Genomic DNA, 26,627 nt, shown 5'->3' with positions numbered 1-26,627 from the left:
CGCCGTGGTCCTTGGCGCCCCTAGATAGCCTCCGCCAACTGGCCCCGGAACGCGCGCCGGTAACTTTGCGGGCTCGTGTCCAGCACCTTCGTGAAGTGGTGGCGGAGTAGCACCGAATGCCCGAATCCCGCTTCCCTGGCGATCTCGTCAATGTTCAGCTCCGTGCTCTCCAACAGCTCCTGGGCCCTGAGCACCCGCTGGGAATTCAACCAGGCGGCTGGAGTAGTACCAGTCTCGGCCCTGAAGCGCCGGGCGAAGGTCCTTGGCGACATATGGAGGCGGGCCGCCAACTCGTTCACGCTGTGTTCCTGGTCGAGGTGTTCCACCATCCACCGGAGGAGTTCTTCCATGGGCGCGGACCCGCAGCGGGGCATGGGACGGTCGATGAACTGGGCCTGACCACCATCGCGATGCGGCGGAACCACCATGTCGCGCGCTATGGCGGCTGCAACATTGGCTCCCAGTTCAACGCGGACCAGGTGCAGGCAGGCATCGATCCCCGCCGCTGTCCCGGCACTGGTGATGATGGTCCCGTCCTGTACATAGAGGACGTTCTCATCAACGATCGCCGAGGGGTATCGGCTGGCGAGGTCCTGCGAGTAGTGCCAGTGGGTGGTACACCGGCGTCCGTCCAGCAGCCCTGCCCGCGCCAGTGCATAGGCGCCTGAGCAAATCGACATCACCCACGCGCCCCTGGCATGGGCATTGCGCAGGGTTTCCAGTACTGACTCCGGGAGTTCCTGGTCCCGGCCGAAGGGCGCCATGATGACGAGGTCTGCATCGGCTGCTGCTTCGAGGCCGAGGTTCACATGAAGGGACAGACCGGACTTCATGAGGATATCCCCCGGCTCGGGTGCAACCACCCGGAAGTCGAAAGCCGGAACGCCGGCGCCCCTGTCCGTCCGGTCGATGCCAAAGACCTCGAAAGCCGTGCCGAATTCGAAGACCGAGAAGTTGGGAACCACGATCACTGCCACTGATTTCAACATGTTTCCAGTGTGGCAGAAAATTATCTAAATGGGGCATTTCTGCCACTGTTTCCAGGCGTTCCACAGGAGCAGGCTTGAGACATGGAAATCTTCGGAATCATCCTCTTCATCGTCCTTATCACCTCCGTCGCAGCCACCGTCTCAGCCTTGTTGAAGGACGGCCGCGGCCACAACCCGCCCATTGAGTCCAAGGAACCCTGGAGTGCCTTCGAGGCTCCCAGCACGCCGTACTGGAACCCCCGCATTTACTAGGACATGCCGGGAAACTGCACCTCTTCGCATGCCCACCACCCGTCCGACGCCCGCCGTTCGCGGAATTCTGCGCAGATTCCCCAAACGGCGGGCGTTCCTTCGCCGGCCCACGCGGCGAGGGCTCAACATCCCGCATATGGACTAGATTCACTTCCATGATCCAAACCTCCGCCCGGCTCCTTCAACTGCTGTCCTTGTTGCAGGTGCGCCGGGAGTGGACGGGACCGGCACTCGCTGACCGCATGGGCGTGACCGAACGGACCGTGCGCCGTGACATCGACAAGCTGCGCAACCTTGGGTATCCCATCCATGCATCCCCGGGAATCGCAGGCGGCTACCAGTTGGGAGCGGGCGCACAACTGCCGCCGCTGCTGTTGGACGACAACGAAGCGCTGGCGGTGGCACTGGGATTGAATTCCGTAGCCGCTGGGCCCGTAGCCGGGATTGGCGAGGCCTCTGTACGCGCCTTGGCAAAACTGGAACAGGTGCTGCCATCGAGGCTGCGCCCCAGGTTCGCCATGCTGAAAGCAGCGGTGACCACCTTGCCCAGCAATGCGGCCACGGTTGATCCGCAACAGCTGACCGTGGTTTCAGCGGCGATCTCGGACCGGCGCCAGATTTCCTTTGACTACGTCACCTCCGAAGGCGAGGCTGCACGCCGGCTCGTGGAACCCTACAGATTGGTCGACACAGGAAGGCGCTGGTACCTGGTGGCCTGGGACGTGGACCGGGAAGACTGGCGGACCTTCCGCGCCGACCGTTTCGCCTCACTTCCGTCCGAACGAAAAAGATATACGCCCCGTCCCTTGCCCGCCGAGGACCTGGCAGCCTACGTGCAGCAGTCCATCACCCGCTCCCCCTACAGGTTTGACGTCGTGGTGCGGCTTAACGAGCCCTTGGCGGAGGTGGCCGCCGTCGTCAGCCCGCAGTACGCGACGCTGACCGCCGATGGTCCGGGAGCAACCATCCTGCGCTCAGGATGGGACAACCTGGCCGCCCCGGCGGCCTATCTTGCCGCCCTGGACATGGACTTTGAGATCCTTGAGCCGGAGGAATTCAGGTCCTTCGCCCGCCACCTTTCCTTCCGGCTTTCTGCCGCAGCGGGCACTGTGACGGAGGACGCGGACGCGGAACCGCAGCCACAGTAGACTGGCAGCAGCCATGACACTTCATATTTCCTACCCCGCTGAGCTGCCCGTCTCCGAGCGCCGCGAGGATCTGATGGCGGCCATCGCCGCCAACCAGGTGACCATCATCGCCGGCGAGACCGGCTCGGGCAAGACCACCCAGATCCCCAAGATGTGCCTCGAACTTGGCCTTGGAGACAAGGGCCTGATCGGCCATACCCAGCCCCGCCGGTTGGCGGCCCGTACCGTGGCTGAGCGCATTGCCTCTGAGCTGGAGGTTGAGATCGGCCAGGAAGTGGGCTTCCAGGTCCGCTTCACCGGCGAGGTCAGTGCGGCCACCAAGATCAAGCTGATGACTGACGGCATCCTCCTCGCGGAGATCCAACGGGACAAACTGCTGCGTAAATACAGCACCATCATCATTGATGAGGCGCACGAACGCAGCCTCAACATCGACTTCATCCTGGGCTATCTCAAACGCATCCTCCCCCAGCGCCCCGACCTGAAGGTCATCATCACCTCGGCCACCATCGATCCCCAGCGCTTTGCCAAGCACTTCGGAAGCGAAGAAGAGCCTGCCCCCATCATCGAGGTCTCGGGCCGTACCTATCCGGTGGAGATCCGCTACCGGCCGTTGTCCCAGCCTGCCGGCGGCGACGAGGACAGCTCGGATGATGAACTCGAAGAGGACCGGGATCCCCTGGACGCGGTGTGTGACGCCGTGGACGAGCTCGCCAAGGAAGCTCCCGGCGATATCCTCATCTTCTTCTCCGGTGAGCGCGAAATCCGCGACGCCGCCGAAGCCATCAACGGGCGTATCCAGAGCAACCGCCGCCTGAGCGGGACCGAAGTCCTTCCACTTTTTGCCCGGTTGAGCCTTCAGGAGCAACACCGGGTCTTCAATCCCGGGGGCAAACGGCGCATCATCCTGGCCACCAACGTGGCTGAAACCTCGCTGACCGTCCCGGGGATCAAGTACGTGATCGACACCGGGACCGCCCGTATTTCCCGTTACTCCCACCGGACCAAGGTCCAGCGCCTGCCGATCGAGCGGGTGTCCCAAGCCTCGGCCAGCCAGCGCTCGGGCCGGTGCGGGCGTGTGTCCGAGGGCATCGCCATCCGTTTGTACTCGGAGGAAGATTTCGAGTCGCGTCCGCAGTTCACGGATCCGGAAATCCTCCGGACAAACCTCGCAGCCGTCATCCTCCAGATGACCGCCATGGGCGTGGCCCGCAGTCCCAAGGACGTGGAGAACTTTCCGTTCGTGGAGCCGCCTGATTCCAGGGCAATCAACGACGGCGTCACGCTCCTTCGCGAACTCGGTGCGTTGAGTTCACCCAAGTCAGGTGACGGCAGTGGCGGCGGCCGCAGCGGCAGCGGCCTCACCGCCGTCGGGCAAAAACTTGCCCAGTTGCCGGTGGATCCCCGGCTGGGCCGCATGATTGTCGAGGCCGGCAAGCGCGGCTGTGTCCGCGAAGTCATGATCCTTGCTGCGGCACTGACCATCCAGGACCCCCGTGAACGGCCAACGGACAAGCAGCAACTGGCCTCGGAAAAGCACGCGCGCTTCCGGGACGAGCTCTCCGATTTCACCGGCTTCCTCAATCTCTGGAACTACATCCAGGAGAAGCAGCGCGAGTTGTCCTCCACCCAGTTCCGGAAATTGTGCCGCAACGAGTTCATCAACTACTTGCGGGTCAGGGAGTGGCAGGATCTCTTCACGCAGCTCAGGCAACTGGCCAAGCCCTTGGGCATCGCCCTGGACAACAAACGCGAAGCCGATCCCGTGGGCAACTACGAGGGCATCCACATCAGCCTGCTCTCGGGACTCCTGAGCCATATTGGCCTGCTGGATGAGCGCAAGCGTGAGTATGCCGGGGCGCGGGGCAGCCGCTTCGCCATCTTCCCGGGCTCGGCATTGTTCAAGAAGTCTCCGACTTTTGTCATGGCAGCTGAACTGGTGGAAACCAGCCGGTTGTGGGCCAGGGTCGCTGCCAAGTTCGATCCCCTGTGGGCTGAGCAGGTGGCTCCGGACCTTGTGAAGCGCTCTTACAGCGAACCCCACTGGTCCTCCCGCCAAGGCGCAGTCATGGCCCATGAGAAGGTCACCCTCTACGGCGTGCCGATCATTCCCCAGCGCCGGATCAACTATGGCCGGGTGGATCCTGAACTCTCGCGCGAACTTTTCATCCGGCACGCCCTGGTGGAGGGCGAGTGGAAAACCCACCACAAGTTCTTCCACCGTAACCGGGCACTGCTGCAGGAAATCGAAGAACTCGAGACGCGCATGCGACGCCGCGACATCCTGGTGGACGACCAAACGCTGTTCGAGTTCTACGACGCACGCGTGGGCAAGGAAGTGGTCTCCGAGAGGCACTTTGACAAGTGGTGGAAGGACGCCCGCCAGTCCGATCCCACAATGCTGGACTTCGACCAATCGCTGCTCATCAGCGAGGACGCCGATGCCTTGGACGACTCCGCCTATCCCAAGACCTGGCTGCACAAGGGCTTCGAGCTCCCCCTGAGCTACGAATTCCATCCCGTTGCACCGGGGTCTGCCCCCAACCCATCGGACGGTGTCACCGCCGAGGTCCCTGTGTTGTTCCTCAACCAGTTGGACGATGCCCCGTTCCGTTGGCAGATACCTGGCCAGCGCGTGGAGCTTGTCACGGCACTGATCAAGTCGCTGCCCAAGCAGGTGCGGAAGAACTTCGTCCCTGCCCCTGATGTGGCCCGGCAGGCAACTGCTGCCCTTGAAGCGGACTTTGACCCGGCTGCCGATGAGCTGGAGCCGTCTTTGGAGCTGGTGCTTCGCCGCCTCCGTGGGCATGTTATTCCCCCCGGTTCCTGGAACTGGGATGCCGTGCCATCGCATTTGCGGGTGAGTTTCAAGGTGGTGGACAGCAAGGGGAAGGTCCTGGACGAAGGCAAGGACCTTGCCGGGCTCCAGGAAAGGCTTGCCCCTGCCACACGCCGCGCAATCGCCGAATCCCTTGGCGCTACCCCGGCCACTACCGCACCTGCCAAAGCCGGCAAGGCTTCCGGTGCGGCGCGCACGGCAAACGGCCAGGGACCCGACGCCACTGCTGCCTCCGGAAGCCGGACTGATGCTGCAGTGGCTGAACGCAGCGGCATCACGGAGTGGGACTTCGGGACTGTGGAACGGCAGGTAACGCGTACTGTCAAGGGCCACTCCGTCACAGGCTTCCCGGCAGTGGTTGACGAAGGAACCACTGTGGCCCTGCGGGTCTTCCAGACCAAGGCAGAACAGGAAGCCGCCATGCGTGGCGGCGTCATCAGGCTGCTGGCCCTGCGGATTCCGCCTCCTGACCGCTACGTGCTGGAGCACCTGAGCAACATGGAGAAACTGACCTTCAGCCAAAACCCGCACGGATCCGTCAGTGCTTTGATTGCGGACTGCGCCCTGGCTGCCATCGACAAACTGACACCCCAGGAACTGCCGTGGGACCGGAAGTCCTTCGATGCGTTGTATGAAGTGGTCCGTGCGGAACTGATCGATACCGTGTTCACGGTGACGGCCGTCGTCGAACGAGTGCTGGCGAGTACGCGACGCATCCAGAAGGAGCTGAAGTCCAACGCAAGCCTGCCGCTCATCAGCGCCCTCAATGACATGAAGTCGCAGCTGGAGCAGTTGGTGCATCCCGGCTTTGTGGCACAGACGGGCTATGCCCAGCTCAGCCAGTTGCCGCGATACTTGCAGGCGATCGAGAAGCGGCTGGAAAAGCTTCCCGGCAACGTCCAGCGCGATGGACTCAACATGGCGGTCGTGCAGGCGCTCGAGGACGACTACGACGACGCCGTTTCAGCACTCCTCCCGGGACGCCGCGCCGGCACTGAGTTAACACGGGTGCGCTGGATGATCGAAGAGCTGCGGGTGAGCCTCTTTGCAGTGGAACTTGGAACCGCCTACTCGGTCTCTGAGAAGCGTATCCGGACGGCACTGAACCAGGCCTTGGCTCCGGCCTAGCTGGGGACAAAAAACCCGGCGGTGCCGATTCAGCACCGCCGGGTTAACTTTGTTGGACCCTCAATCCTGTGGGACGGCGTCTCCATGGCCGGCCGAGCGCAGGGCGGCACGGAGCTTCACGGCGGTGGCGTCCATGACAGCCGGATCCGGGTTGTTGTCCACGTTGTGGATTTCGAAGTCGGCCGTTGAGTAGGCAGGCCACACGTGCACATGCAGGTGGTCAACCTCGAAGCCTTCCATCAGGACACCCACACGTTTGGCGTCGAACAGCTCCTCCTGGACCTTCCCGATGCTTTGGGCAACATCCATGACCTTGGCAAGCAGTTCAGGACTGGCGTGGGTCCACGAGTCAACCTCTTCGCGGGGCACCACCAGCGTGTGTCCGGGAGTGATAGGCGCGATGGTCAGGAACGCCACTACGTCCTGGTCCTTCCAGACAAAGCGGCCCGGAATCTCCCCGTTGATGATCTTGGTGAACAGCGTGCTCATGCGTCTGCCCTTTCGGCTGGTTCCTGGAGTGTTGAAGTGTCCAGGACAAAACGGTACTTGACGTCGCCGGCCACCATTCGGTCATAGGCCTCGTTCAGCTGTTCGGCCCGCACCACTTCGATGTCGCTGGCAACCCCGTGTTCAGCACAGAAGTCAAGCATTTCCTGTGTTTCCTCGATTCCGCCAATCAGCGAACCTGCATAGGCAAGCCGGCGGCGGATGAGCAGCCCCGGGCTGACAGGCGGCATGTCATCGGCCGGAAGGCCCAGCTGGAAGAGTGCGCCGTCCAAACGAAGCGTGCGGAAATAGGGGTTGAGGTCATGCGGTGCCGCAACCGTGTCAATGATGACGTCAATGCTCCGGTTGGCAGCTTCCATGGCGTCCGCGTCCTTGGACAGGACCACGTGATCGGCCCCCAGCTGGCGGGCAGCGTCGAATTTGGACTCGGAGGTAGTGAAAACCGTAACCTCCGCACCCATGGCCTTGGCGATCTTGACGGCCATGTGACCCAAACCGCCCAAACCCACCACCCCAACGGCGTCCCCTTCTTCGACGTCGAAGTAGCGCAGCGGTGAATAGGTGGTGATCCCGGCGCACAGCAAAGGAGCTGCAGCTGCGGGGTCGAGTTTTTCCGGGACGCGCAACACGAAACGGCGGTCCACTACGATCGACGTCGAGTAGCCGCCTTGGGTGATTGCCTCGCCCTGCCGCGGGTCCGCTGCCCCGTAGGTGCCGACGTTGCCCCGTTCGCAATACTGCTCCAGGCCTTCCAGGCAGCTCTCGCATTCCCGGCAGGAATCCACCATGCAGCCCACACCCACATGGTCCCCTGGAGCGAACTCCTTGACGTCGGAACCCACGCGGGTTACCCGGCCAACAATTTCATGGCCTGGAACCAGCGGGTACGGCGGAACCCGCCATTCACCCCGCGTTGCGTGGACATCCGAGTGGCACAAGCCGCAGAACTCAATCGCGATCTCTACGTCATCAGGTGTCGGCGCCCGCCGGGCAACGGTCAGGGGCACCAAGCCGCTGTCCGGAGATGTGGCACCGTACGCTGCAGCCAAGGTGGCGCTTCCGGTTCCGCTGGTGTCCGGAGTGATGGGCTTGGCAAGGGGCGGGGGTACTGGTCGTCCAGGAGTCATTATCCGACGCTACTCCCGCCGACGCTGCTTGTGCCAGTTGGGCCGGTTGAGCCAGTTGGACCGGTTGGGCCGCTTGAGCCAGTTGGGCCATCACCATCAGCGGGCTCCTCCAACGGCTCACCGCCCACAGCCACAGGGTTCCCAGTGTTGGTGGACCACTGGGAAAAGGACCCCGGGTAGAGGGCGGCCTTGTACCCGGCGATGTGCAGCGCGGCGATCTCATGGCTTGCCGTTACGCCGGATCCGCAATAGACCGCCACGGCAGAGGCCCCACCCAGGCCCAGCGCGTCAAAGCGGCGGCGTAGTTCTTCGGCTGGCAGGAACTTTCCCTCGGCCGAGATGTTTTCGGTGGTGGGGGCGCTCACGGCGCCGGGAATGTGCCCGGCCCGTGGATCGATCGGTTCCACTTCGCCCCGGTAGCGCTCCCCCGCCCGGGCATCAAGCAACACTCCTTGGTGGTGCCACTGCCCGGCTTCGGCTTCGCTGATGACCGGCATCATGCCCTCGCCAAGGGAAACATTCCCGGCGGCGGGCCTAACCTCGCCTGTCTCAACGGGGTAGCCGGCCGTGCGCCAGGCGGCCAGGCCGCCGTCGAGCAGGTAGACGGACTCCAGGCCGGCGTTCCGCAACATCCACCAAGCACGTGACGCAGCCATGCTCCCGCTGTTGTCGTACGCAACCACGGTGTCGCCGTCGTTGATCCCCCATCGCCGCGCTGCATCCTGGAACCGTTCCGGCGGGGGCAACGGGTGCCGGCCAAAACCCGGCCCGGCGTGATCGGCCAGCTCAGTGGGAAGGTCCACGAACACGGCGCCGGGAAGGTGCGCTGCCAGGTACTCGCTGTGTCCATCCGTCCGGCCGAGCACCCACCGGACATCCAGGAGCACAGTCCGCACCCCTGAACCGAGACGATCCCGCAGTTCCGGGGCACTTATCAGCGTGGCCATCGATTTCTCCTTCATTTCTGCCGCAGGGGGCCGGCGTTGCCGCCGGCGCCCGGATTCCAGCCTAGGCTTATCCGGTGAGCAATTCGTGCATTCAGGACAGGGCATGGGCCAGTGAAGCCATCCGTAAAATCGAGGCCGAGAACAACCGTTCGGCGGACACGCACCTTTATGCCGTCCCGCTGCCCGAACACTGGGGCGTCCAGCTGTACCTGAAGGACGAGTCAACCCACCGCTCCGGCAGCCTCAAGCACCGGCTCGCGAGGTCCTTGTTCCTCTACGGCCTGGTTAACGGCTGGATCACCGAGGGAACCACCATCGTTGAGGCCTCGAGCGGCAGCACGGCAGTGTCCGAAGCTTATTTTGCCCGCCTCATCGGTTTGCCCTTCATCGCGGTGATGACAAAAACCACCAGTCCGGAAAAGATCGCCCTGATCGAGGAGTTCGGCGGCGCCTGCCTTTTGGTGGACCACGCCTCGGAGGTCTACGCGGTGGCCGAAGAGACCGCCAGGACCTCCGGCGGCTACTACATGGACCAGTTCACCCACGCGGAACGCGCAACGGACTGGCGGGGCAACAACAACATTGCGGAGTCGATTTTCGATCAACTCTCCCTGGAAGAACACCCCATCCCGGAGTGGATTGTGGTGGGTGCGGGAACCGGCGGAACCAGCGCAACCATCGGCCGCTACCTGCGATACAACCGCTACCCCACCCGCCTTGCGGTGGTGGACCCGGAAAACTCCGCCTTCTACCCGGCATGGCGCGACGGAGACGCCGCCGCAGCGACCGGCTTGCCGTCACGGATCGAGGGTATTGGCCGGCCGCGGTCCGAGCCGAGCTTCGTGCCGGCCGTCATCGACCACATGATCCAAGTTCCGGACGCCGCCTCCGTGGCAGCCATGCGCCACCTCCGGAAACTCACAGGGCTGCACGCAGGGCCCTCCACGGGCACCAACCTGTGGGGCGTCTGGCAGTTGGTGGCAGGGATGGTGGCCCAGGGCCGCCGGGGCAGCATCGTTTCGTTGATGTGCGACGGCGGCGACCGCTATGCCGGAAGCTATTACGACGCCGGGTGGCTGGCTGCCAAGGGACTGGACCCCACCCCGCACGAGGCAACCTTGGAGCGGTTCCACGACACAGGTGCGTGGACCGGTTAGACCTCTACGGAACTGCCTGGGGCAAGATGCTCATAGCGGGTCCCGTAACGGGCGCCAATGCGGGTCACGTGGCCTTCAACCAGGCCTCTTCCGATGTCGTTGAGCAAAGCATCGTGGACCGGGAACGCCCGGGGTGCCCGGACAGAAATCACGAAGTCAACAACCTCCCCCACTTTGGACCACGGAGCATGGATGGGCACCAGGAGTGTCTTGACGTCAATCCCGTCCGGGACCACGAACGAGTCACCGGGGTGAAAAACGTTCCCATCCACCAGGTATCCGATGTTTGCCACCACAGGGATCTGCGCATGGATCACCGCGTGCTGGCCTCCGAACGTGCGCACGCTGAAGCCGGCAGCCTCAAAGTCGGTACCCGGCACGGCGGTATGGACCCGGGCTGCGATGTCGCCCTCCTCCCTGAGTGCCGCTGCAACCCCCTCCGGCGCATGGACTTCAAGCCCGGCGTCGCTGCGGAGCGCGGAGACCACGGCGGGTTGGTCAATGTGGTCGTTGTGCTCGTGCGTGATGAGGACGGCGTGGGCACCCGTCAACGCTTCCCCTGACTCGGAAAAGGAACCGGGGTCGATGACCAGGACCTTCCCGTCTTTCTCCAACCGGACACAGGCGTGGGTGTATTTGGTGAGCAACATGACCAAAGCCTAGGACCCCCGGCTGAGAGTTTCCAAGCCTTCCCTGCTGGTAAAATTGGGGTTTGCCAGCATCCCCAGGGAAATGAGTCCTTCAATGCCACACGGCACCAATTCCGCCACGACCGGCCCCTCGGCGCCGGCCACCAGCGGGGTCAAGGAGCAGCGCGTTACCAAGCAGCGCTTGGCCGTCAGCGCCGCACTGGACGAATTGGACGACTTCGTCAGCACCCAGGAACTGTACCGGCTCCTGCAGAACAAGGGCATCTCGGTATCGCTGGCCACGGCATACCGCATTCTTCAATCGTTGGCCGATGACGGGCTGATTGATGTCCTGCGCAACGGTGAAGGCGAAGCCGTCTACCGGCGATGCAACGTCACCGGCCACCACCACCACCTGCTGTGCCGCAACTGTGGCAAGGCCGTGGAAGTGGAGGCGCCCGCCGTCGAGACCTGGGCGGCACGAACCGCTGCCGAACACGGCTTTACCGAGGTGGCCCACACCGTGGAAATTTTCGGCCTATGCCCTGAGTGCACTGCCCGGAAGGCTGCCGGCACACTTTAGGCGGGAACCCCTTAGAGGGCGCCTGCGGGCTGGTCGCGGGAGACCCTGCCGTTGAGTCCCCTGTTGGCCCTGACCCGGCCGATCACCCGGCACACCACGTAGATCAGGAATGACAACGTGGTGACGTACGGGCTGATGGGAATCCGGCTGCCCAGGGCCAGGAGGATGCCGCCGACCGTAGCCGTCATGGCAAAGACCACGCTGAGCAGCACCACCAATCGTGGCGAGGTAGTGACCCGAAGCGCGGCTGCTGCCGGCGTAATCAGCAACGCAAGTACCAGCAGGGCCCCGACGATCTGGATGGACAGCGCCACGCTGACACCCAGGAGCACCATGAACCCGATGGCCAGCCCCCGGACCGGAACTCCCCTGGCCTCAGCCATTTCCGGGTCCACGCTGGCAAAGCTCAGCGGCCGCCAGATTGCCGCCAGGGCAATCATAACCACTACCGCGGTTCCGGCAAGGACCTGCAGCTGAACGGCGTCCACTGAAACAATCTGGCCTGTCAGCAGGCCGAACTTGTTGGCCGCACGGCCCTCATACAGTGCCAGGAACAGAATGCCCAGCCCCAGGCCGAACGGCATGATGACACCAATAATGGAGTTCTTATCCCGCGCCCGGACGCCCATGAATCCCAGCAGGACAGCGGCAGCCACCGAGCCGATCAATGATCCAAAGATGATGTCGGCACCGATCAGCAAGGCGAACGCAGCACCGGCGAAGGACAATTCGGAGATGCCGTGGACGGCAAAAGCCAGGTCCCGCTTCATCACGAAGGTGCCCACCAGCCCGCCCAGCAGCCCCAGCACTGCTCCGGCCCAAATGGAGTTCTGGACCAGGACCAACAACTCGCCGTAGTTCTCGAAGTTGAAGATGGTTTGCAGAATGGTTTCCAGGTCCAACTAGAACTCCTCCCCGGCAGTTGCATGGGCATCGTCATGGAAGTGCGTGGTGGCGTCTGGAAGTCCGACGACGACGATCCTTCCGTTGGTATGGATGACTTCGACATGGCTGTCGTACAGCTCCGAAAGAACTTCGGTCGTCATGACTTCCTTGGGGGCACCTATGCGGAACTGGCCGCCGGCGAGGTAAAGAACCCTGTCGACGTAGTCGATCACCGGGTTGATCTCGTGGGTCACGAAAACCACTGCACTGTTCCGCTCATGGCATTGCTTGTTGATCAGGGAGCTGACGCCCTGCTGGTGGTGCAGGTCCAAGGAAAGCAACGGCTCATCGCACAGGAGCACCTGCGGTTCGGTTGCCAACGCTTGCGCCACCCTGAGCCGCTGCTGCTCTCCGCCGGACAGTTGGCCCACAGGCACTTTGGCGTAGTCGGAAGCTCCAACCAGTTCCAGCAGTTCGTCTATTTTCGGATTGACCTTCCCGGCCGAGAGCCGCATGCCCCACCGGTGTCCATCGATCCCCAGTCCCACCAGGTCCCGTGCACGCAAGGGGGTGTCCGGAGCAAACGACTTTTGCTGGGGGATATAGCCGATCCGCTTGCTGCCGCGCTCCACAGGGTGGCCGCCCAGGGATACAGTCCCTGAATGCAGCTCCTGCAGTCCAAGGAGGACTTTGAGGAAACTGGTCTTGCCGCTGCCGTTGGGTCCGAGGACAGCGAAGAACTCGCCGGGATTGATGTCGAGGTCCAGGTCCCGCCACAGTGTCCTCTTGCCGAACTGAAGGCTCGCTCCGCGGAGGCTCACTACCGGTGTCAAAAGATGTCCTCGATCCATGCGCTGCTGGGAACGCAGTCAATTGCGCCGCTGGTGTTCACGGCTGTACTGGTGGCAGGCAAAAGGCCCCGCAGCCATCCTGAATATCTTAGGACGTTGACAGGGCCCTTCACCGCACCCGGGTGTCGGGAAATGCTACTTCTTGAGAGCGGAGGAAATTGATTCCACGTTGTCGGACATCCACTGGAGGTAATCCTTGCCGTCAGGAAGCGTCTCGGTGAAGTTCACCACCGGCACGCCGGCAGCTTCAGCGGCCCGCTTGACGGTTTCGGTCTGGGGTCCCTCCGTCTGCTCGTTGTAGGCAAGGAACCGGACTGATTTGTTGCTGAGAAGGTCCGTGGTTTCCTTCAGGACGGCAGCCGGAACGTCGGATTCCTCTTCAATGGCAGCGCTGTAGGCCTCGGGGGTCTTGTTTTCCAGCCCGGCGGCTTCCAGGAGGTACAACGGGACGGGTTCCGTTACAGCAACCGGAGCGTGGTCATTTGCGGCCTTGACGGCGTCAAGCTTTCCGGTGAGGTCAGCGAGTTTGGTCTTGAATGCTTCGGCATTGGCTGTGAATGTCGCCGCCGATCCCGCGTCGAGGCTGCCGAGCTTGGCCGCAACTGCATCGGCAAGCTTGCCCATGGTGTCCAGGCTGTACCAGACGTGCTCGTTGAACCCGCCGTGGTTGTGGGTATGGCCTTCTTCACTGTGGGATTCGGCGCTGTGGGCGTCTTCTTCCGGGGCGAGCCCGGAGATTTCCACGGCGCTAATCATGTTGTCGTGGCCAACCTTGGTCTCATCGGCAATTTTGTGAAGGAACTCGTCATAGCCGCCGCCGTTCTCCACCACCAGTTTGGCCTTGGAAATAACCAGCTTGTCCTGGGCGCTTGCCTCATAGGAATGCGGGTCCTGGCTGGTCTTGGTGATGATGGCATTGACGTTGACCTTGTCGCCGCCAACCGCCTTCACCACATCCCCGTAGACGTTGGTGGACGTGACCACTTCAATGGATCCAGAGGATGAGGAAGGACTCCCGGCACCCGCGGTGCCGGCGCAGGAAGAAAGCAACAGGGCGGCCATCCCTGCGGAAGCGGCGATGGACAGGCGGGCGGCGGAACGACGCACAAGGACCTCGGATCTACTCAAAATGAGAATCAAACACAACTACTATCGGACTTCAGTGTAGCCCTAGATGGGAATGATTCCTATTTAGACGGAGACGGCGCCGATCACATGCGATCGACGCCGTCCCACTTACACCGTTATTTCACCTGCTGGTCTCCATAGCGGCGGATACCCGTCGCCTGGGTGGCGTCGCGGATCTCGCCGACCAATTGCTCAATGACATCCTCAAGGAACAGGACACCCTGGGTCTCTCCCCCGGCACCGATCACGCGGGCCAGATGGGAACCGGTACGTTGCATGACCGACATGGCCTGCTCAATTTCGTCATCCGGTGCCAAGTTGGCAAAGGAACGGATACGCCCCTCGGCAATGGGATGCCTGCGCCCCTCATCGGGGATGGACAGGATGTCCTTCACGTGCAGATACCCGGCGAGCTCGCCGTCGTCGTCCACCATGGGGAAACGGGAGAATCCCGTGCGGCTGACCGCCTTCTCCAGGTCCACCGGGGTGGACGCCGTTTTCAGCACCACCAGCTTGTCCAGGGGAACCATGATGTGCGAGGCCGTGTGCTCTGAGAATTCCAAGGCACCACTCAACAGGCCCGCTTCATCATCCACCAATCCGTGCCGTGTGGACTCCTGGACGATGGACTGCACTTCCTCCAAAGTGAACGATGAGGACACTTCATCCTTGGGCTCGATCTTCATCAGCCGCAGGATGTGGTTGGCCAGCCAGTTGAGCGTCCAAATGATCGGGTTCACCAGGCGCGCAATGAACATCAACGGAGGCGCCAACAGCAGCGCTGCTTTATCGGCCACGGAGACTGAGATGTTCTTGGGAACCATCTCCCCGAAGGTCACATGCAGGAACGTGACAAACAACAAAGCAATGGCAAAGGCAATGATGTCTGCCAATTCAACAGGAACGCCCACCAGCTCAAGGGGTTCTGCCAGCAGATGATGGATGGCAGGTTCGGCCACCTGGAGAATCAGGAGTGAGCAAACCGTGATGCCCAGCTGGGCACAGGCGAGCATCAACGAGACATTCTCCATGGCCCGCAGGGTTGTCTGCGCACGCTTGGATCCGGCTTCGGCCAAGGGCTCGATCTGGCTCCGGCGCGCGGACATGACGGCGAACTCGGCCCCAACGAAGAAGGCGTTGCCGATCAGGAGAACGACGAGCCAGAGAATTCCTACCCAGTCGCTCATACGGCACCTGCTTCATGACGGTTCTCTGCGTCGTCAGGACTGGACGGATCCGTCTCCACGTGATGGAAACAGATCCGGTCAATCCTTCGCCCATCCATCCTGGTCACAGTAAGCGTCCCGCCCACCGCATCCACGACGTCCCCTGTCCGGGCAATACGGCCAAGCTGGCTCATGACGTAGCCGCCCACCGTTTCGTAGGCTGATTCGTCAGGAACCGTGAGGTTGGGGATCTGCTCGGACACCTCATCCGGGCGCAACAACCCGGGGAAGTACCAGTCGCCGGACGCGCTCTGAAGCACTCCCGGGCGGACTTTGTCGTGCTCGTCAGCGACCTCGCCCACGATTTCTTCCACCAGATCCTCAAGGGTAGTGATCCCAGCCGTTCCGCCGTACTCATCCAGTACCACCGCGAGCTGGAGGTTACCTTCGCGCAGTTCGGCGAGGAGTGCATCCAGGTGGATGGTTTCGGGAACCTGCAGGACATCGGTCATGATCGCACCGGCCTCAAGCTTGCCCCGGCGCTCTGCCGGCACGGCTACTGCCTTCTTGACATGGACTACGCCGCGGATGTCGTCAGTGGAATCACCAATCACCGGGAACCTTGAGTATCCAGTGCGCCGTGCGGCGTCCAGGATGTCCGATACCGGCTGGTCGGCGTCGATCGTTTCCATGCGGATGCGCGGTGTCATGACGTCAGCTGCCGTGCGCCCCGAAAAGTTCAGGGTTCGGGCAACAAAGTTGGCAGTACCGGCGTCCAGGGTCCCCAGCTCAGCGGAACGCCTCACCAGGGAAGCGAGCTCGGCGGGGGTCCTTGCCCCTGAGATCTCTTCCTTGGCTTCAAGGCCAAACAGATTAAGGACCTTGTTCGAGAAACCGTTCAGCACCACGATGGCGGGCTTGAAGACGGCCGTGAACACCAGTTGCGGGCGGGCCAGGCGCTTTCCCAAGGGAAAGGCAAGTGCAATGGCCATATTCTTGGGTACCAATTCGCCGATCAGCATCGACAAGAGGGTGGCCACAGCCATAGCCAGGACCAACGCCACCGAATGCGCCGCCTCCGGGGAAAGCCCCAGGGAAGCAAGGGGGCCGCCGAGAAGCTGCCCCAGGGACGGCTCCATGACGAAGCCGGTCAGCAACGTGGTCAGGGTGATACCCAGCTGGCAACTGGAAAGTTGGGTGGACAGCGATTTGAGGCACTTCAGCAACGGGGCTGCAGCCTGGTCACCGTTGTCGACCGCACGCTGTACGCTCGCCTGGTCCAAGGCAACCAGGGAAAACTCAACTGCTACAAAAAAGCCGGTGCCCAGAATCAAAGCAAAGCCGGCGAGGAGAAGTATCCATTCCACTTAGTGCATCACTCCAAGAGTGGGCACGTGCAAGGGGGAAGGCGCCTTCAGCGCAGGGATTCGCCCCGGCGGAGGCTGGTCGGGTCCCGCGGACGCATGGTCCGAAGAACCACCGGCAGCGAAGGCCGGCGCGTGATGGGCATGTGAACGGGTATTGCCGGCTCGACGGGCACGCTGTGCGGAGTTGCCAGTTTGGCTCCCCCGACAGTTCCCAGGCCGGCACCTAGATTTACTGTCCATAAGGGTTCCAGTCTACAGTCCTGCCCCGCGGCGGCTCCAACAGCGGGCTTAACCACGCGACCAAAAGCCGGGACATCCCACTAAGTCAGCCGCAACATGATTTAGGTCACCACTATTGGCAGTTAACCAACGATCCTAACTAGACTGTCAGGGGTCTGAGTTCGCGGGACCCGGACCCTGTGCCCATTGTTGCGGAAAAGCAACTTTGGCCAGCGGGAAAACAACACTCATGGAAGAGGCGTATTTCAAGTGCCAGAGCAGCCCAGCCACCGTCTACCAGAGGAATTTGGCGGAAACGAGTGGCTCGTTGACGAACTGTACGAGCGGTACCAACAGGATAAGAATTCGGTCGACACCAAGTGGTGGCCGCTCTTTGAATCCTTTGCTTCTGCTGACGGCACTTCTTCCAACGGATCCTCCGCAGCTCCCTCAGCTGCCAATCCCCCTACCCAAGTACTTCCCGTAGTAGCTCCTGCTGCAGCGGCTCCGGCATCGGCGCCGGCCGCTCCGGCCGCTGCCGCGGAACCCGCCGCTCCTGCGGCACCTGCCCCGGCGGCACCTGCCCCGGCGAAGAAAGCACCGGCCACTGTTGCCCGGGACGGTTCAAAGAAGCCCGCAGCCGGAACCACGGCCCAGCCCATTCCTGCCCAGCTGCCCAAGAGCAACAAGGCGCCCACGGCACCTGAGGAAGACGTAGTTTCCGTCCTCCGGGGACCGGCCAAGGCCATCGCCACCAACATGGTGACCAGCCTTGAAGTACCTACCGCCACCAGTGTCCGGGCAGTTCCCGCCAAGCTCCTGATCGACAACCGGGTGGTCATCAACTCCAACCTTGCCCGTGCCCGCGGTGGCAAGGTCTCCTTCACCCACCTCATCGGCTACGCGGTTGTCCGTGCACTGTCCCAGTTCCCGTCGATGAACGTCTACTACGACGAAATCGATGGCAAGCCCAGTGCCGTGCAGCCTGCACACGTCAACTTCGGCATCGCGATTGACATGCCCAAGCCCGATGGCACGCGCCTCTTGATGGTTCCCAACATCAAGAAGGCCGAGACCATGGACTTCGCTGAGTTCTGGCACACCTATGAAGACCTGATCAAGCGTGCCCGCGCCGGCAAGCTGACCGCAGACGACCACGCCGGCACCACGGTCTCCCTGACCAACCCCGGTGGCATCGGTACCGTGCACTCGGTGCCCCGCCTCTCCAAGGGCCAGGCCGCCATCATCGGCGTCGGCGCCCTTGACTACCCGGCTGAGTTCCAGGGTGCCAGCGAGAAGATCATCGCCCAGAACGCCATCAGCAAGATCCTCACGCTGACTTCCACCTATGACCACCGCGTCATCCAGGGTGCCGGCAGCGGCGAGTTCCTCAAGCTGGTCCACCAGCTCCTGCTGGGCGCGCAGAACTTCTACGACGAGATCTTTGAAGCTCTGCGTATTCCTTATGAACCCGTTCGCTGGAGCCCGGATCTCCAGGTGGACCCTGCCGATGAGATCAACAAGGTTGCCCGCATCCAGCAGCTGATCCACTCCTACCGCGTGCGCGGCCACCTCATGGCGGACACCGATCCCCTGGAGTATGTCCAGCGCAAGCACCCGGACCTGGACGTCCTGACCTACGGCCTGACGCTGTGGGACCTGGACCGCGAATGGCCCACCGGCGGATTCGGCGGCAAGCCGCAACTCAAGTTCCGCGACATCCTTGGTGTCCTGCGCGACGCGTACTGCCGCACCACGGGCATCGAGTACATGCACATCCAGGAACCTGCAGAACGCAAGTGGTTCCAGGACCAGCTGGAGCACCCCTACTCCAAGCCGAGCCGCGAAGAGCAGCTGCGCATCGTCTCCAAGCTCAACGCAGCAGAGGCATTCGAGACGTTCCTGCAGACCAAGTTCGTCGGCCAGAAGCGTTTCTCGCTTGAGGGTGGCGAGTCGCTGATTCCGCTGCTCGACGCCGTCATCTCTGATGCAGCCGACGACGGACTGGACGAGGTTGCCATTGGCATGGCCCACCGTGGCCGCCTCAATGTGCTGACCAACATTGCCGGCAAGACCTACGCCCAGGTATTCCGCGAATTCGAAGGTACCCAGGACCCCCGCTCGGTCCAGGGTTCCGGCGACGTCAAGTACCACCTTGGCACCGAAGGCACTTTCACCTCGGACAACGGCAAGCAGACCAAGGTCTACCTCGCCGCCAACCCTTCCCACCTGGAAGCCGTGGACTCCGTCCTCGAGGGCATCGTCCGTGCCAAGCAGGACCGGCTGGACCAGGGCGAGTCGTTCCCCGTCCTGCCCATCATGGTCCACGGTGACGCCGCATTTGCCGGCCAGGGTGTTGTGGCTGAAACCCTCAACCTCTCGCAGCTGCGTGGCTACCGCACCGGCGGTACCATCCACGTGATCGTCAACAACCAGGTGGGCTTCACTACCGCGCCGTCGTCATCGCGTTCGTCCACGTACTCCACCGACGTCGCCAAGATGATCCAGGCACCGGTGTTCCACGTGAACGGTGATGACCCCGAGGCAGTTGTACGCGTTGCACAGCTCGCCTACGAGTTCCGCCAGCGTTTCCACAAGGACGTTGTCATCGACATGGTCTGCTACCGCCGCCGTGGCCACAACGAGGGCGACGACCCCTCGATGACCCAGCCGCTCATGTACAACCTGATCGAAGCCAAGCGCTCCGTACGCAAGCTGTACACGGAGTCCCTGATCGGCCGTGGCGACATCACCGAGGAAGAAGCAGAGCAGTTGCTCCGCGACTACCAGGAGCGCCTCGAGCGCGTCTTCGCCGAGACGCACGCAGCGCAGACCTCACCGATCCCGATCATCACCGCGGATTCCGCTGCGGTCTCGGACATCGAGCGTCCCATTGCCCAGCAGGCTGATTTCGGCACCAACTCCCCGGCGTCAACTGCCATTTCCGCTGAGACCCTCGCCCGCATCGGCAAGGCCCACCTCGAAATTCCGGATGGCTTCACGGTTCACTCCAAGCTCAAGCAGCTCCTGGAGAAGCGTGAGCAGATGTCCCGTGAGGGCGGCATCGACTGGGGCTTCGGAGAAATCGCAGCCTTCGGCTCGCTGATCATGGAGGGTGTACCCGTCCGCCTGGCCGGCCAGGACTCCCGCCGCGGCACGTTCGTGCAGCGTCACGCCGTGTTCCACGACCGCGCCAACGGCAACGAGTGGCTGCCCCTGGGCAACCTCTCCGATGACCAGGCCAAGCTGTGGATCTACGACTCCCTGCTGTCCGAATACGCAGCAATGGGCTTCGAATACGGCTACTCAGTGGAACGCCCCGACGCCCTGGTCCTGTGGGAAGCGCAGTTCGGCGACTTCGTCAACGGCGCCCAGACCATCATTGACGAGTTCATTTCCTCGGCTGAGCAAAAGTGGGGCCAGCGTTCCTCGCTGGTGCTCATGCTTCCGCACGGCTATGAAGGCCAGGGTCCGGACCACTCGTCCGCCCGCATCGAACGCTTCCTGCAGATGTGCGCCGAGGACAACATGATCGTGGCCAACCCCACGACTGCTGCCTCGCACTTCCACCTGTTGCGCCGCCAGGCCTACAGCCGTCCGCGCAAGCCGTTGATCATCTTCACACCCAAGCAGTTGCTCCGGCTCAAGGGCGCCGCATCCGCCGTCGAAGATTTCACCACTGGCGGATTCCGTCCGGTCATTGCCGATCCCGAAGTACAGCCGGCAAACGTTGACCGGGTCATCCTGGTCTCGGGTCGCTTGTACTACGACCTCCTGTCCAACCGACAGAAATCCGGTGACACGTCCACTGCCATCATCCGCGTTGAGCAGCTGTACCCGCTGCCCAAGGCCGAGATTGATGCCGAGCTGGCCAAGTACCCGAACGCTGACATCGTCTGGGCACAGGACGAACCGGCAAACCAGGGACCTTGGCCGTTCATGGGCTTGAACCTGGCACCGGAACTTGACCGCAAGCTCCGCCTGGTCTCCCGCCCGGCGTCTGCCTCCACGGCGGCCGGTTCCATGAAGCGCCACGCCGCTGAGCAGGATGCCCTGATCAAGCAGGCATTCGAACGCAAGTAAAGCGAAACTGCCCGGCCTGAGGAGTGAATGCGCCCCTCAGGCCGGGCAGTTCTGTTTAATGGGACAGGTATCCGGTTGCAGAACCGGCCAATGATCCGGTAAACCGTGCAAGGACCGTAACGAGTGTGAAGAGGTAACCGTGGAAGACAGGAAGCTGCGTATTGCAGCTGTAGGAGATGAACTGCTCGCGGGCCTGGGGGATCCCCGCGCCTTGGGTTGGCTCGGACGAGTGCTGGCCCGTACGCCCCAGGACTCCGTCGTGGTGGAAAGTTTCCCGCTCCCCTGCCCCATGGAAGGCACGGAAGGCTTGGCGTCCAGGTGGCAGGACGAAGCCGGGAGGCGTTTCAGCGACACGCACGAAAACCGCCTGGTCATCGGACTTTCGGGCCGTGACCTGGAATTCGGCCTTTCCACGGCGCGCAGCCGTTTGAACCTTGCCAACATCCTGGACGGCGCCTCGCACAGCAGTGTGGAGGTCTTCGTAGTGGGACCGCCTCCCACGCTGGATCCCGTCCGGAACAAACGCCTGGCAGAACTCAACACGGCCTTTGCCGATGTGACCACCCGGCGCAACCACCACTACGTTGACACGTTCTCTCCCTTGCTCAATCATGAGCAGTGGAGGACGGACCTCGCAGCCAATGGGGGAACACCGGGCCAGGCAGGCTACGGATTGATAGCGTGGCTTGTCCTGCACCGTGGCTGGTTCCAATGGCTTAATATCGCTCAACCGGAGTAGCCATGACGCGGAACACGCAGGTTTCTGCCAGAGCAGCATTCACAGTGGTCACCGCGGTGGCCCTGGCGGCCACAGTCTCCTGCAGTTCCGGTCCACCGGCCCCTGAGTCATCATCGTCACAGGCTTCGTCAGCTGTTTCCCCATCGGCTGCCACTTCAGGCTCCGGTGCGCTCCAGGCCTTCGACGCCGGAACATTGCGGACGGAATTCGAACGGGCAGCCAAAGAGGTCCTGGCGCCCGGCGCAGTAGTGCTGTTGGAGACTCCTGGCGGGTCGCTCACGGCGTCCTACGGTACGGGAACCAGGGGTGCTGAACGCGAGGTCACGCCCGAGGACCATATCCGGGTAGGTTCGGTGACCAAAACCTGGACCACGACGGTGGTCCTCCAACTGGTGCAGGAAGGCAAGCTTTCTCTGGGTGATCCGGTATCAAAGTACCGCCCCGACGTTCCCAACGGGGATGCGATCACCCTTGAACAGATGCTGACCATGCGCAGTGGGTTGTTCAATTACACCGAAACCCTCGAACTCAACACTGCCATGGACCAGGATCCGCAGAGAGTTTGGAAGCCGGAAGAACTCCTCGCCCTGGCGTTCGCCCACGCACCGTATTTCGCACCCGGCAGCGGCTTTCACTACTCGAACACCAACACAGTCCTCTTGGGCCTGATCGCCGAGAAAACTGAGGGAAAGCCGCTCGCAACCCTCTTCAAGGAGCGGATCTTCGAGCCCCTCGGACTCAAGGGGACAGTTTTTCCCGAGGCTTCCTCCAACGCCATTCCGGAACCCCACCCCCAAGGATATTCCTACGGCGACAACGTCCTGACCATGACCACCCCGGCTCTTCCTGAGGACATGCAGAAGGAGGCGACCGCGGGTACCTTGGCACCCAACGACGTCACCGACGTCAATCCGTCATGGGCTTGGGCCGCCGGATCGGGCATCTCCACTGCCCGGGACCTCAAGGTTTTGGGTGAAGCCCTTGTCAACGGCAAACTCCTGGGAGCCGAGCTCCAGAAAAAGCGTCTTGAGAGCCTCACCCCCACCGATCCGGACAAACCCGGTGGTGCCTCGTACGGCCTGGGAATAGCGAAGTTTGGCAACTTGTACGGGCACACCGGGGAGTTGCCCGGCTTCAACACCTTCATGGGCAATGACCCTGTCAACGCCGTGTCATTGGTGGTGTGGACCAATCTGGCGCCGGCGGCCGACGGGCGTGACCCCGCCACTACCATTGCCCGGGCGCTCATCGGCAAGTTGTATCGATCGGCTCCCTGACAAGGCCTTGCCTTCGGAGAACTTGCGATATATCGTGATCTCATCAACGCGATATATCGCATCTGGAGGGATCATGTCTGAAGAACTATGGACCGTAACGGGTCCGCAAACGATAGACGTGGACGACGTCCGCTCGCTCAAACTGGGAATCGTCAAAGGCCGCTTCGACGTCATGACCCACGACGAACCATCCGTCCGCATCGAGATCACTGAAATCACCGGCGACCCGCTGACGGTGACGCTCGTGGACGGCCGGCTTGAAGTGCGCCATCAGTTACAGGGTCCGCAAGGCTGGTTCCGCAACCTGATGGGCACTGTCAACAACACCAGCACCAACTCTGTGGTGGTCGGGATCGCCCTCCCACCCGGTGTGGACGTTGAGGCCGGAACGGTCAGCGGCGACGGCTTGGTTTCCGGAATCAGCGGACGCACACGCCTCAACACCGTCTCCGGCTCCGTCATGTCAGATGGCACCACCGGCGAACTGCATGTGAACACCGTCAGTGGAGAGGTCATTGTCAGAAACCACGACGGCGTCCTGACCGCCAAGAGCGTCTCCGGCGAGGTGACCGCTTCGGGCAAGTTTAAGAACGTCAGGGCCAGCACAGTCAGCGGTGACCTCAGTTTTGACCTCCAGGACTTCACCAACGACCTTGGGGCAAACTCCGTCTCGGGCGACCTGACCATCAGGCTTCCCCACGACGTCGGCCTGGACATCGTGGCAAAATCCGCCAGCGGGAGCGTCGTGATCGACGACATGATGTATGCCCAGCCAGGCAGCAACGTGCATACGATCGTTGGCCCCGACGAGAAACTCATGGTGGTGCGCACCAACACGGTCTCCGGCAAGACTTACATCATGCACGGCTCAGCACCGGCACCGGCACCGGAGAACAACCTGCGGGCCACCGGGGAAGCCGGCCTCTGATGCCTCCCGTCTTTGCACACGGCGCCTTGCGCCTTTACCTGCTGGCGCTGCTGGAAGCCGGCCCCAAGCACGGCTACGAACTGATCAAGGCCTTGGGTGACCGTTTTGGCGGCACATACTCCCCCAGCGCTGGAACCATCTATCCACGCTTGGGGAAACTGGAGGAAGAAGGGCTGGTGTCCACCGAAACCGAGGGGCGCCGCACCAAGTACTTCATCACGGACGCCGGCCTCGCCGAGCTGAACGGCCGGCGGGAGGAAGTGGCCGACGTCGAAAATACCATCTCTGCCTCCGTCAGGCGGCTCGCCGACAACTTGCGCGAAGACATCAGGACCAATATGCGGGGGCTGCGGGCGGACCTCGCTGCCACCGCCGAGGCGGCGCGCAGCACTGCAACCTCCGCGCCCGTCCGGGGCAGGTCTGCGGGATACACCCCCGACGGCCAACGTCTGTTGAAAGAAGCAGAATTGATGGTCCAGTCATTCAGGGACGACATCCGGGTGGAGTTGCGCCTGCATGGCGCTTCGGAGCCGCTGACGCCGCTGGCGCTTGAAACAGTGCGCACGGTATTGGACCAGGCACGTATCTCGATCCGGAATTCCCTGCGGAATTGATGCCGACCTGGCTTCCGGCTGGGCAGGACGGCTCCCGGTTCGCGACCCGGCACCTTGATGTGCGAAACTGGAGGGCAGCTCTATTGAGTATCAATCATTGAAGGAGGCCAGCTATGAGCAAGCGTGCACGTAAGCGTCGTGACCGTAAGCGCGGCGGCGCGAACCACGGCAAGCGTCCCAACACCTAAGCCAGCGGCTTAGTGTCACAGGCTTAAGAGCGAGGGCCCCGGAAACCATGAGGTTTCCGGGGCCCTTGGCGTTGGCCGTGCATTGTTGGCCAGAGGCTTTGGTGTTGGCCAGCGGCTTTGGTCAGGCTTCTACCGGCTTGATCGAATGGATCCGGTCCAAAATGGAGTTCTTGAGGTTCTCCGGCGCTGACTCTGTGCAGGACCGCTTGACCATGGTGCGGATGAGGCACTCCAGGTCATACTGCTCGGAGCATTCCTCGCAGGTGTCCAAATGCTGCTTGATCTCTCCGAGGTCCTCGCGGGTCAAGGCGCCGTCTAGGTACTCGTAGATCCGCTGCATCCGCGTATCGTCGCAATCGCCCAATCCCTGGCAGTCGCTCATTTCTCTTTCTCCTGATTGTTGCTTCCGGCCGCGGCCTGATCTTCGGTTTGGGCCCTGAAGCCCCGTTCGGTGGCGTAGTCCGCCAGCATGTCCCGCAGCATCTTCCTGCCGCGGTGCAACCGTGACATGACCGTGCCGATGGGAGTGTTCATGATTTCTGATATCTGCTTGTACGCGTAGCCCTCGACGTCCGCAAAGTAGACAGCCAGCCGGAACTCCTCCGGTATGGACTGCAACGCGTTCTTGACGTCCGAGTCCGGCAGGTGGTCCAGAGCCTCTGTTTCGGCGGACCTCAGCCCGGCCGAAGTGTGCGACTCTGCCTTGGCCAGCTGCCAATCCTCGATGGTGTCCGAGTTGGACTGAAGCGGCTCGCGCTGCCGCTTCCGGTAAAGGTTGATGTAGGTATTGGTCAGGATGCGGTACAGCCAGGCTTTGAGGTTGGTCCCTGGCTTGTACTGGTGGAAAGCCGAGAACGCCTTGGTGTAGGCCTCCTGGACCAGGTCCTCCGCATCCGAAGGGTTTCGCGCCATCCTCATGGCAGCCGAATACAACTGGTCCACATACTGCATGGCGTCACGCTCGAAGCGCTCCCGCCGTTGCTCGGAAGTCTCCGAAGCGACGTCGACGTCGGGTGCGGCCGCTGCGTCTTCCGCGCCGGCCGCCTGGTACATGGCCGCTGCGGCCGGTTCCGTGGTGCTCATCGTTGCCAAGTCTACTGTCAGCTGCGGGGAATCCGGCTGTGGGCCGTACCCGTGCTCCGGTAGAACCACACGGTCCTTAACCAAAGTCAAAAAATCAACTCCGTTCACCAAGGCGGCAACACCTTGCCGCAGTCCGGTCTCCACCGCACCACTAGTTCACAACGGCCGCCGCTGGGTAAATATTCCGCAAAGGTGCAAGACTAGAGCAGACTGCACCCCTTGAACACAACACTCATTGAAATAGTGTGGCAAGCCATCCAGGAGGCAAGACATGTCTGTTATCCGTTTTCTCGCGCGGCCGATGCTCGCGTCCAGCTTCGTCGTAGCAGGTCTGGACAAGCTCAGGAACGCGGACGACACCGCCAAGCAGCTCTCGCCCGTTCTTCGGCGGGCCTCGGAGTCCCTGCCTTTCAAGGCGGACGAAAAAACCCTTGCACGCCTCATCGGCGGTGCCCAGCTGGGAGCAGGAGCGCTGCTCGGTTTGGGTAAACTCTCCCGTTTCGCCGCCACAGTGCTGGCAGTAACCTCGGCGCTGAACTCTTATGTGGAATGGCGTTCAGCGGACATCAGCAGCAAGGAAGGCCGCAGCGCCCGCAAGGCCCAGCTGCTGAAGAACATCTCCCTCACTGGTGGCGTGCTGCTGGCCGCGGTTGATACCGACGGACGACCCAGCATCGCCTGGCGGGCGGAGCACCTGGCCGCCGATGCCAAAAAGGTGACGGGCAAGCAGATCAAACGCGCGGACAAAGCAGTACGCAAGGCCGTAGACAACGCAGTTGGAGCATAAGGAAGC

The 26,627-nt window shown here is 62.4% G+C and carries 24 protein-coding genes; 12 read left to right on the top strand and 12 right to left on the bottom strand.

The window, feature by feature from the left end:
* Positions 1-20 precede the first annotated feature (20 nt).
* Entirely contained in the window at positions 21-989 is a 969-nt protein-coding gene (locus tag AC6JA3_RS08160; protein WP_347783213.1) for a GlxA family transcriptional regulator, read from the bottom strand.
* Positions 990-1,070: 81 nt separating this feature from the next.
* Between AC6JA3_RS08160 and AC6JA3_RS08155 the strand changes: the two genes are divergently transcribed.
* The 3 genes from AC6JA3_RS08155 (at position 1,071) to hrpA (ending at position 6,356) form a co-directional block, all read left to right on the top strand.
* Positions 1,071-1,241, top strand: a complete 171-nt coding sequence (locus AC6JA3_RS08155) for a hypothetical protein (protein WP_167332875.1) — start codon at positions 1,071-1,073, stop codon at positions 1,239-1,241.
* A gap of 155 nt (positions 1,242-1,396) precedes the next feature.
* Positions 1,397-2,389 (top strand): helix-turn-helix transcriptional regulator, encoded by a 993-nt coding sequence (locus tag AC6JA3_RS08150; RefSeq protein WP_026540117.1) that lies wholly within the window; start codon positions 1,397-1,399, stop codon positions 2,387-2,389.
* Positions 2,390-2,402: 13 nt separating this feature from the next.
* Positions 2,403-6,356, top strand: coding sequence for an ATP-dependent RNA helicase HrpA (gene hrpA, locus AC6JA3_RS08145; RefSeq protein ID WP_347783212.1), 3,954 nt, complete (start codon positions 2,403-2,405; stop codon positions 6,354-6,356).
* Positions 6,357-6,416: 60 nt separating this feature from the next.
* Here the strand turns inward: hrpA and AC6JA3_RS08140 are convergent, their stop codons facing one another.
* The 3 genes from AC6JA3_RS08140 to AC6JA3_RS08130 are packed head-to-tail and all read right to left on the bottom strand — an operon-like array spanning position 6,417 to position 8,937.
* Entirely contained in the window at positions 6,417-6,845 is a 429-nt protein-coding gene (locus AC6JA3_RS08140; protein ID WP_347783211.1) for an HIT family protein, read from the bottom strand.
* Complete coding sequence (locus AC6JA3_RS08135; protein WP_026540114.1) at positions 6,842-7,990, bottom strand: NAD(P)-dependent alcohol dehydrogenase; 1,149 nt, start codon at positions 7,988-7,990, stop codon at positions 6,842-6,844. Before AC6JA3_RS08135 ends, AC6JA3_RS08140 begins: the two co-directional genes overlap by 4 nt.
* On the bottom strand, positions 7,990-8,937 hold the full coding sequence (locus AC6JA3_RS08130; RefSeq protein ID WP_497920068.1) for a sulfurtransferase: 948 nt from the start codon (positions 8,935-8,937) through the stop codon (positions 7,990-7,992). Before AC6JA3_RS08130 ends, AC6JA3_RS08135 begins: the two co-directional genes overlap by 1 nt.
* A 74-nt stretch (positions 8,938-9,011) precedes the next feature.
* Here AC6JA3_RS08130 and cds1 point away from each other — a divergent pair, with 74 nt between their 5' ends.
* Entirely contained in the window at positions 9,012-10,094 is a 1,083-nt protein-coding gene (gene cds1, locus AC6JA3_RS08125) for an L-cysteine desulfhydrase Cds1 (RefSeq protein WP_347783209.1), read from the top strand.
* On the opposite strand, the gene AC6JA3_RS08120 is transcribed toward cds1, so the two are convergent.
* Positions 10,091-10,744, bottom strand: coding sequence for an MBL fold metallo-hydrolase (locus AC6JA3_RS08120; protein ID WP_091550145.1), 654 nt, complete (start codon positions 10,742-10,744; stop codon positions 10,091-10,093). The genes cds1 and AC6JA3_RS08120 overlap by 4 nt on opposite strands.
* A 94-nt stretch (positions 10,745-10,838) precedes the next feature.
* Between AC6JA3_RS08120 and AC6JA3_RS08115 the strand changes: the two genes are divergently transcribed.
* Positions 10,839-11,306: a Fur family transcriptional regulator gene (locus AC6JA3_RS08115; protein ID WP_026540111.1), complete on the top strand. Its 468-nt coding sequence runs from the start codon at positions 10,839-10,841 to the stop codon at positions 11,304-11,306.
* Between the two features lie 11 nt (positions 11,307-11,317).
* Here AC6JA3_RS08115 and AC6JA3_RS08110 read toward each other — a convergent pair whose 3' ends face one another.
* The 5 genes from AC6JA3_RS08110 to AC6JA3_RS08090 all read right to left on the bottom strand — a co-directional run bounded on the left by AC6JA3_RS08110 (position 11,318) and on the right by AC6JA3_RS08090 (position 16,703).
* Positions 11,318-12,208, bottom strand: coding sequence for a metal ABC transporter permease (locus AC6JA3_RS08110; RefSeq protein ID WP_091550143.1), 891 nt, complete (start codon positions 12,206-12,208; stop codon positions 11,318-11,320).
* The gene (locus AC6JA3_RS08105) at positions 12,209-13,042 is read right to left on the bottom strand and encodes a metal ABC transporter ATP-binding protein (protein WP_175493331.1); all 834 of its coding nucleotides are present in this window, start codon (positions 13,040-13,042) and stop codon (positions 12,209-12,211) included.
* Positions 13,043-13,177: 135 nt separating this feature from the next.
* Positions 13,178-14,182, bottom strand: a complete 1,005-nt coding sequence (locus tag AC6JA3_RS08100; RefSeq protein WP_347783206.1) for a metal ABC transporter solute-binding protein, Zn/Mn family — start codon at positions 14,180-14,182, stop codon at positions 13,178-13,180.
* Positions 14,183-14,286: 104 nt separating this feature from the next.
* Positions 14,287-15,357: a hemolysin family protein gene (locus AC6JA3_RS08095; RefSeq protein WP_026540107.1), complete on the bottom strand. Its 1,071-nt coding sequence runs from the start codon at positions 15,355-15,357 to the stop codon at positions 14,287-14,289.
* Complete coding sequence (locus AC6JA3_RS08090) at positions 15,354-16,703, bottom strand: hemolysin family protein (RefSeq protein WP_347783204.1); 1,350 nt, start codon at positions 16,701-16,703, stop codon at positions 15,354-15,356. Before AC6JA3_RS08090 ends, AC6JA3_RS08095 begins: the two co-directional genes overlap by 4 nt.
* A 489-nt stretch (positions 16,704-17,192) precedes the next feature.
* On the opposite strand from AC6JA3_RS08090, the gene AC6JA3_RS08085 reads away from it, so the two are divergent.
* The 6 genes from AC6JA3_RS08085 (at position 17,193) to AC6JA3_RS08060 (ending at position 24,751) form a co-directional block, all read left to right on the top strand.
* Complete coding sequence (locus AC6JA3_RS08085) at positions 17,193-21,005, top strand: multifunctional oxoglutarate decarboxylase/oxoglutarate dehydrogenase thiamine pyrophosphate-binding subunit/dihydrolipoyllysine-residue succinyltransferase subunit (protein WP_026540105.1); 3,813 nt, start codon at positions 17,193-17,195, stop codon at positions 21,003-21,005.
* A gap of 139 nt (positions 21,006-21,144) precedes the next feature.
* Entirely contained in the window at positions 21,145-21,744 is a 600-nt protein-coding gene (locus AC6JA3_RS08080) for a GDSL-type esterase/lipase family protein (RefSeq protein WP_347783202.1), read from the top strand.
* A gap of 2 nt (positions 21,745-21,746) precedes the next feature.
* Positions 21,747-23,021 carry a serine hydrolase domain-containing protein gene (locus tag AC6JA3_RS08075; RefSeq protein ID WP_347783200.1) on the top strand — a complete coding sequence of 425 codons (1,275 nt, stop codon included), beginning with the start codon at positions 21,747-21,749 and terminating at the stop codon, positions 23,019-23,021.
* 73 nt (positions 23,022-23,094) lie between these two features.
* Positions 23,095-23,949, top strand: coding sequence for a DUF4097 family beta strand repeat-containing protein (locus tag AC6JA3_RS08070; RefSeq protein WP_223943339.1), 855 nt, complete (start codon positions 23,095-23,097; stop codon positions 23,947-23,949).
* On the top strand, positions 23,949-24,563 hold the full coding sequence (locus AC6JA3_RS08065) for a PadR family transcriptional regulator (RefSeq protein WP_347783199.1): 615 nt from the start codon (positions 23,949-23,951) through the stop codon (positions 24,561-24,563). The genes AC6JA3_RS08070 and AC6JA3_RS08065 overlap by 1 nt, the downstream gene beginning before the upstream one ends.
* A gap of 113 nt (positions 24,564-24,676) precedes the next feature.
* On the top strand, positions 24,677-24,751 hold the full coding sequence (locus AC6JA3_RS08060; RefSeq protein WP_369299106.1) for a 50S ribosomal protein bL37: 75 nt from the start codon (positions 24,677-24,679) through the stop codon (positions 24,749-24,751).
* 121 nt (positions 24,752-24,872) lie between these two features.
* Here the strand turns inward: AC6JA3_RS08060 and rsrA are convergent, their stop codons facing one another.
* Together rsrA and AC6JA3_RS08050 are read right to left on the bottom strand one after the other, a co-directional pair.
* Entirely contained in the window at positions 24,873-25,133 is a 261-nt protein-coding gene (gene rsrA / locus AC6JA3_RS08055) for a mycothiol system anti-sigma-R factor (protein WP_026540100.1), read from the bottom strand.
* The gene (locus AC6JA3_RS08050; protein WP_026540099.1) at positions 25,130-25,924 is read right to left on the bottom strand and encodes a sigma-70 family RNA polymerase sigma factor; all 795 of its coding nucleotides are present in this window, start codon (positions 25,922-25,924) and stop codon (positions 25,130-25,132) included. The genes rsrA and AC6JA3_RS08050 overlap by 4 nt, the downstream gene beginning before the upstream one ends.
* A gap of 181 nt (positions 25,925-26,105) precedes the next feature.
* On the opposite strand from AC6JA3_RS08050, the gene AC6JA3_RS08045 reads away from it, so the two are divergent.
* Positions 26,106-26,621 carry a DoxX family membrane protein gene (locus AC6JA3_RS08045; RefSeq protein ID WP_026540098.1) on the top strand — a complete coding sequence of 172 codons (516 nt, stop codon included), beginning with the start codon at positions 26,106-26,108 and terminating at the stop codon, positions 26,619-26,621.
* The last annotated feature ends 6 nt before the right edge of the window (positions 26,622-26,627 follow it).

This window comes from Arthrobacter sp. TmtSoilC79, from assembly GCF_059739405.1.
This window is presented reverse-complemented; position numbering and strand designations above follow the sequence as displayed.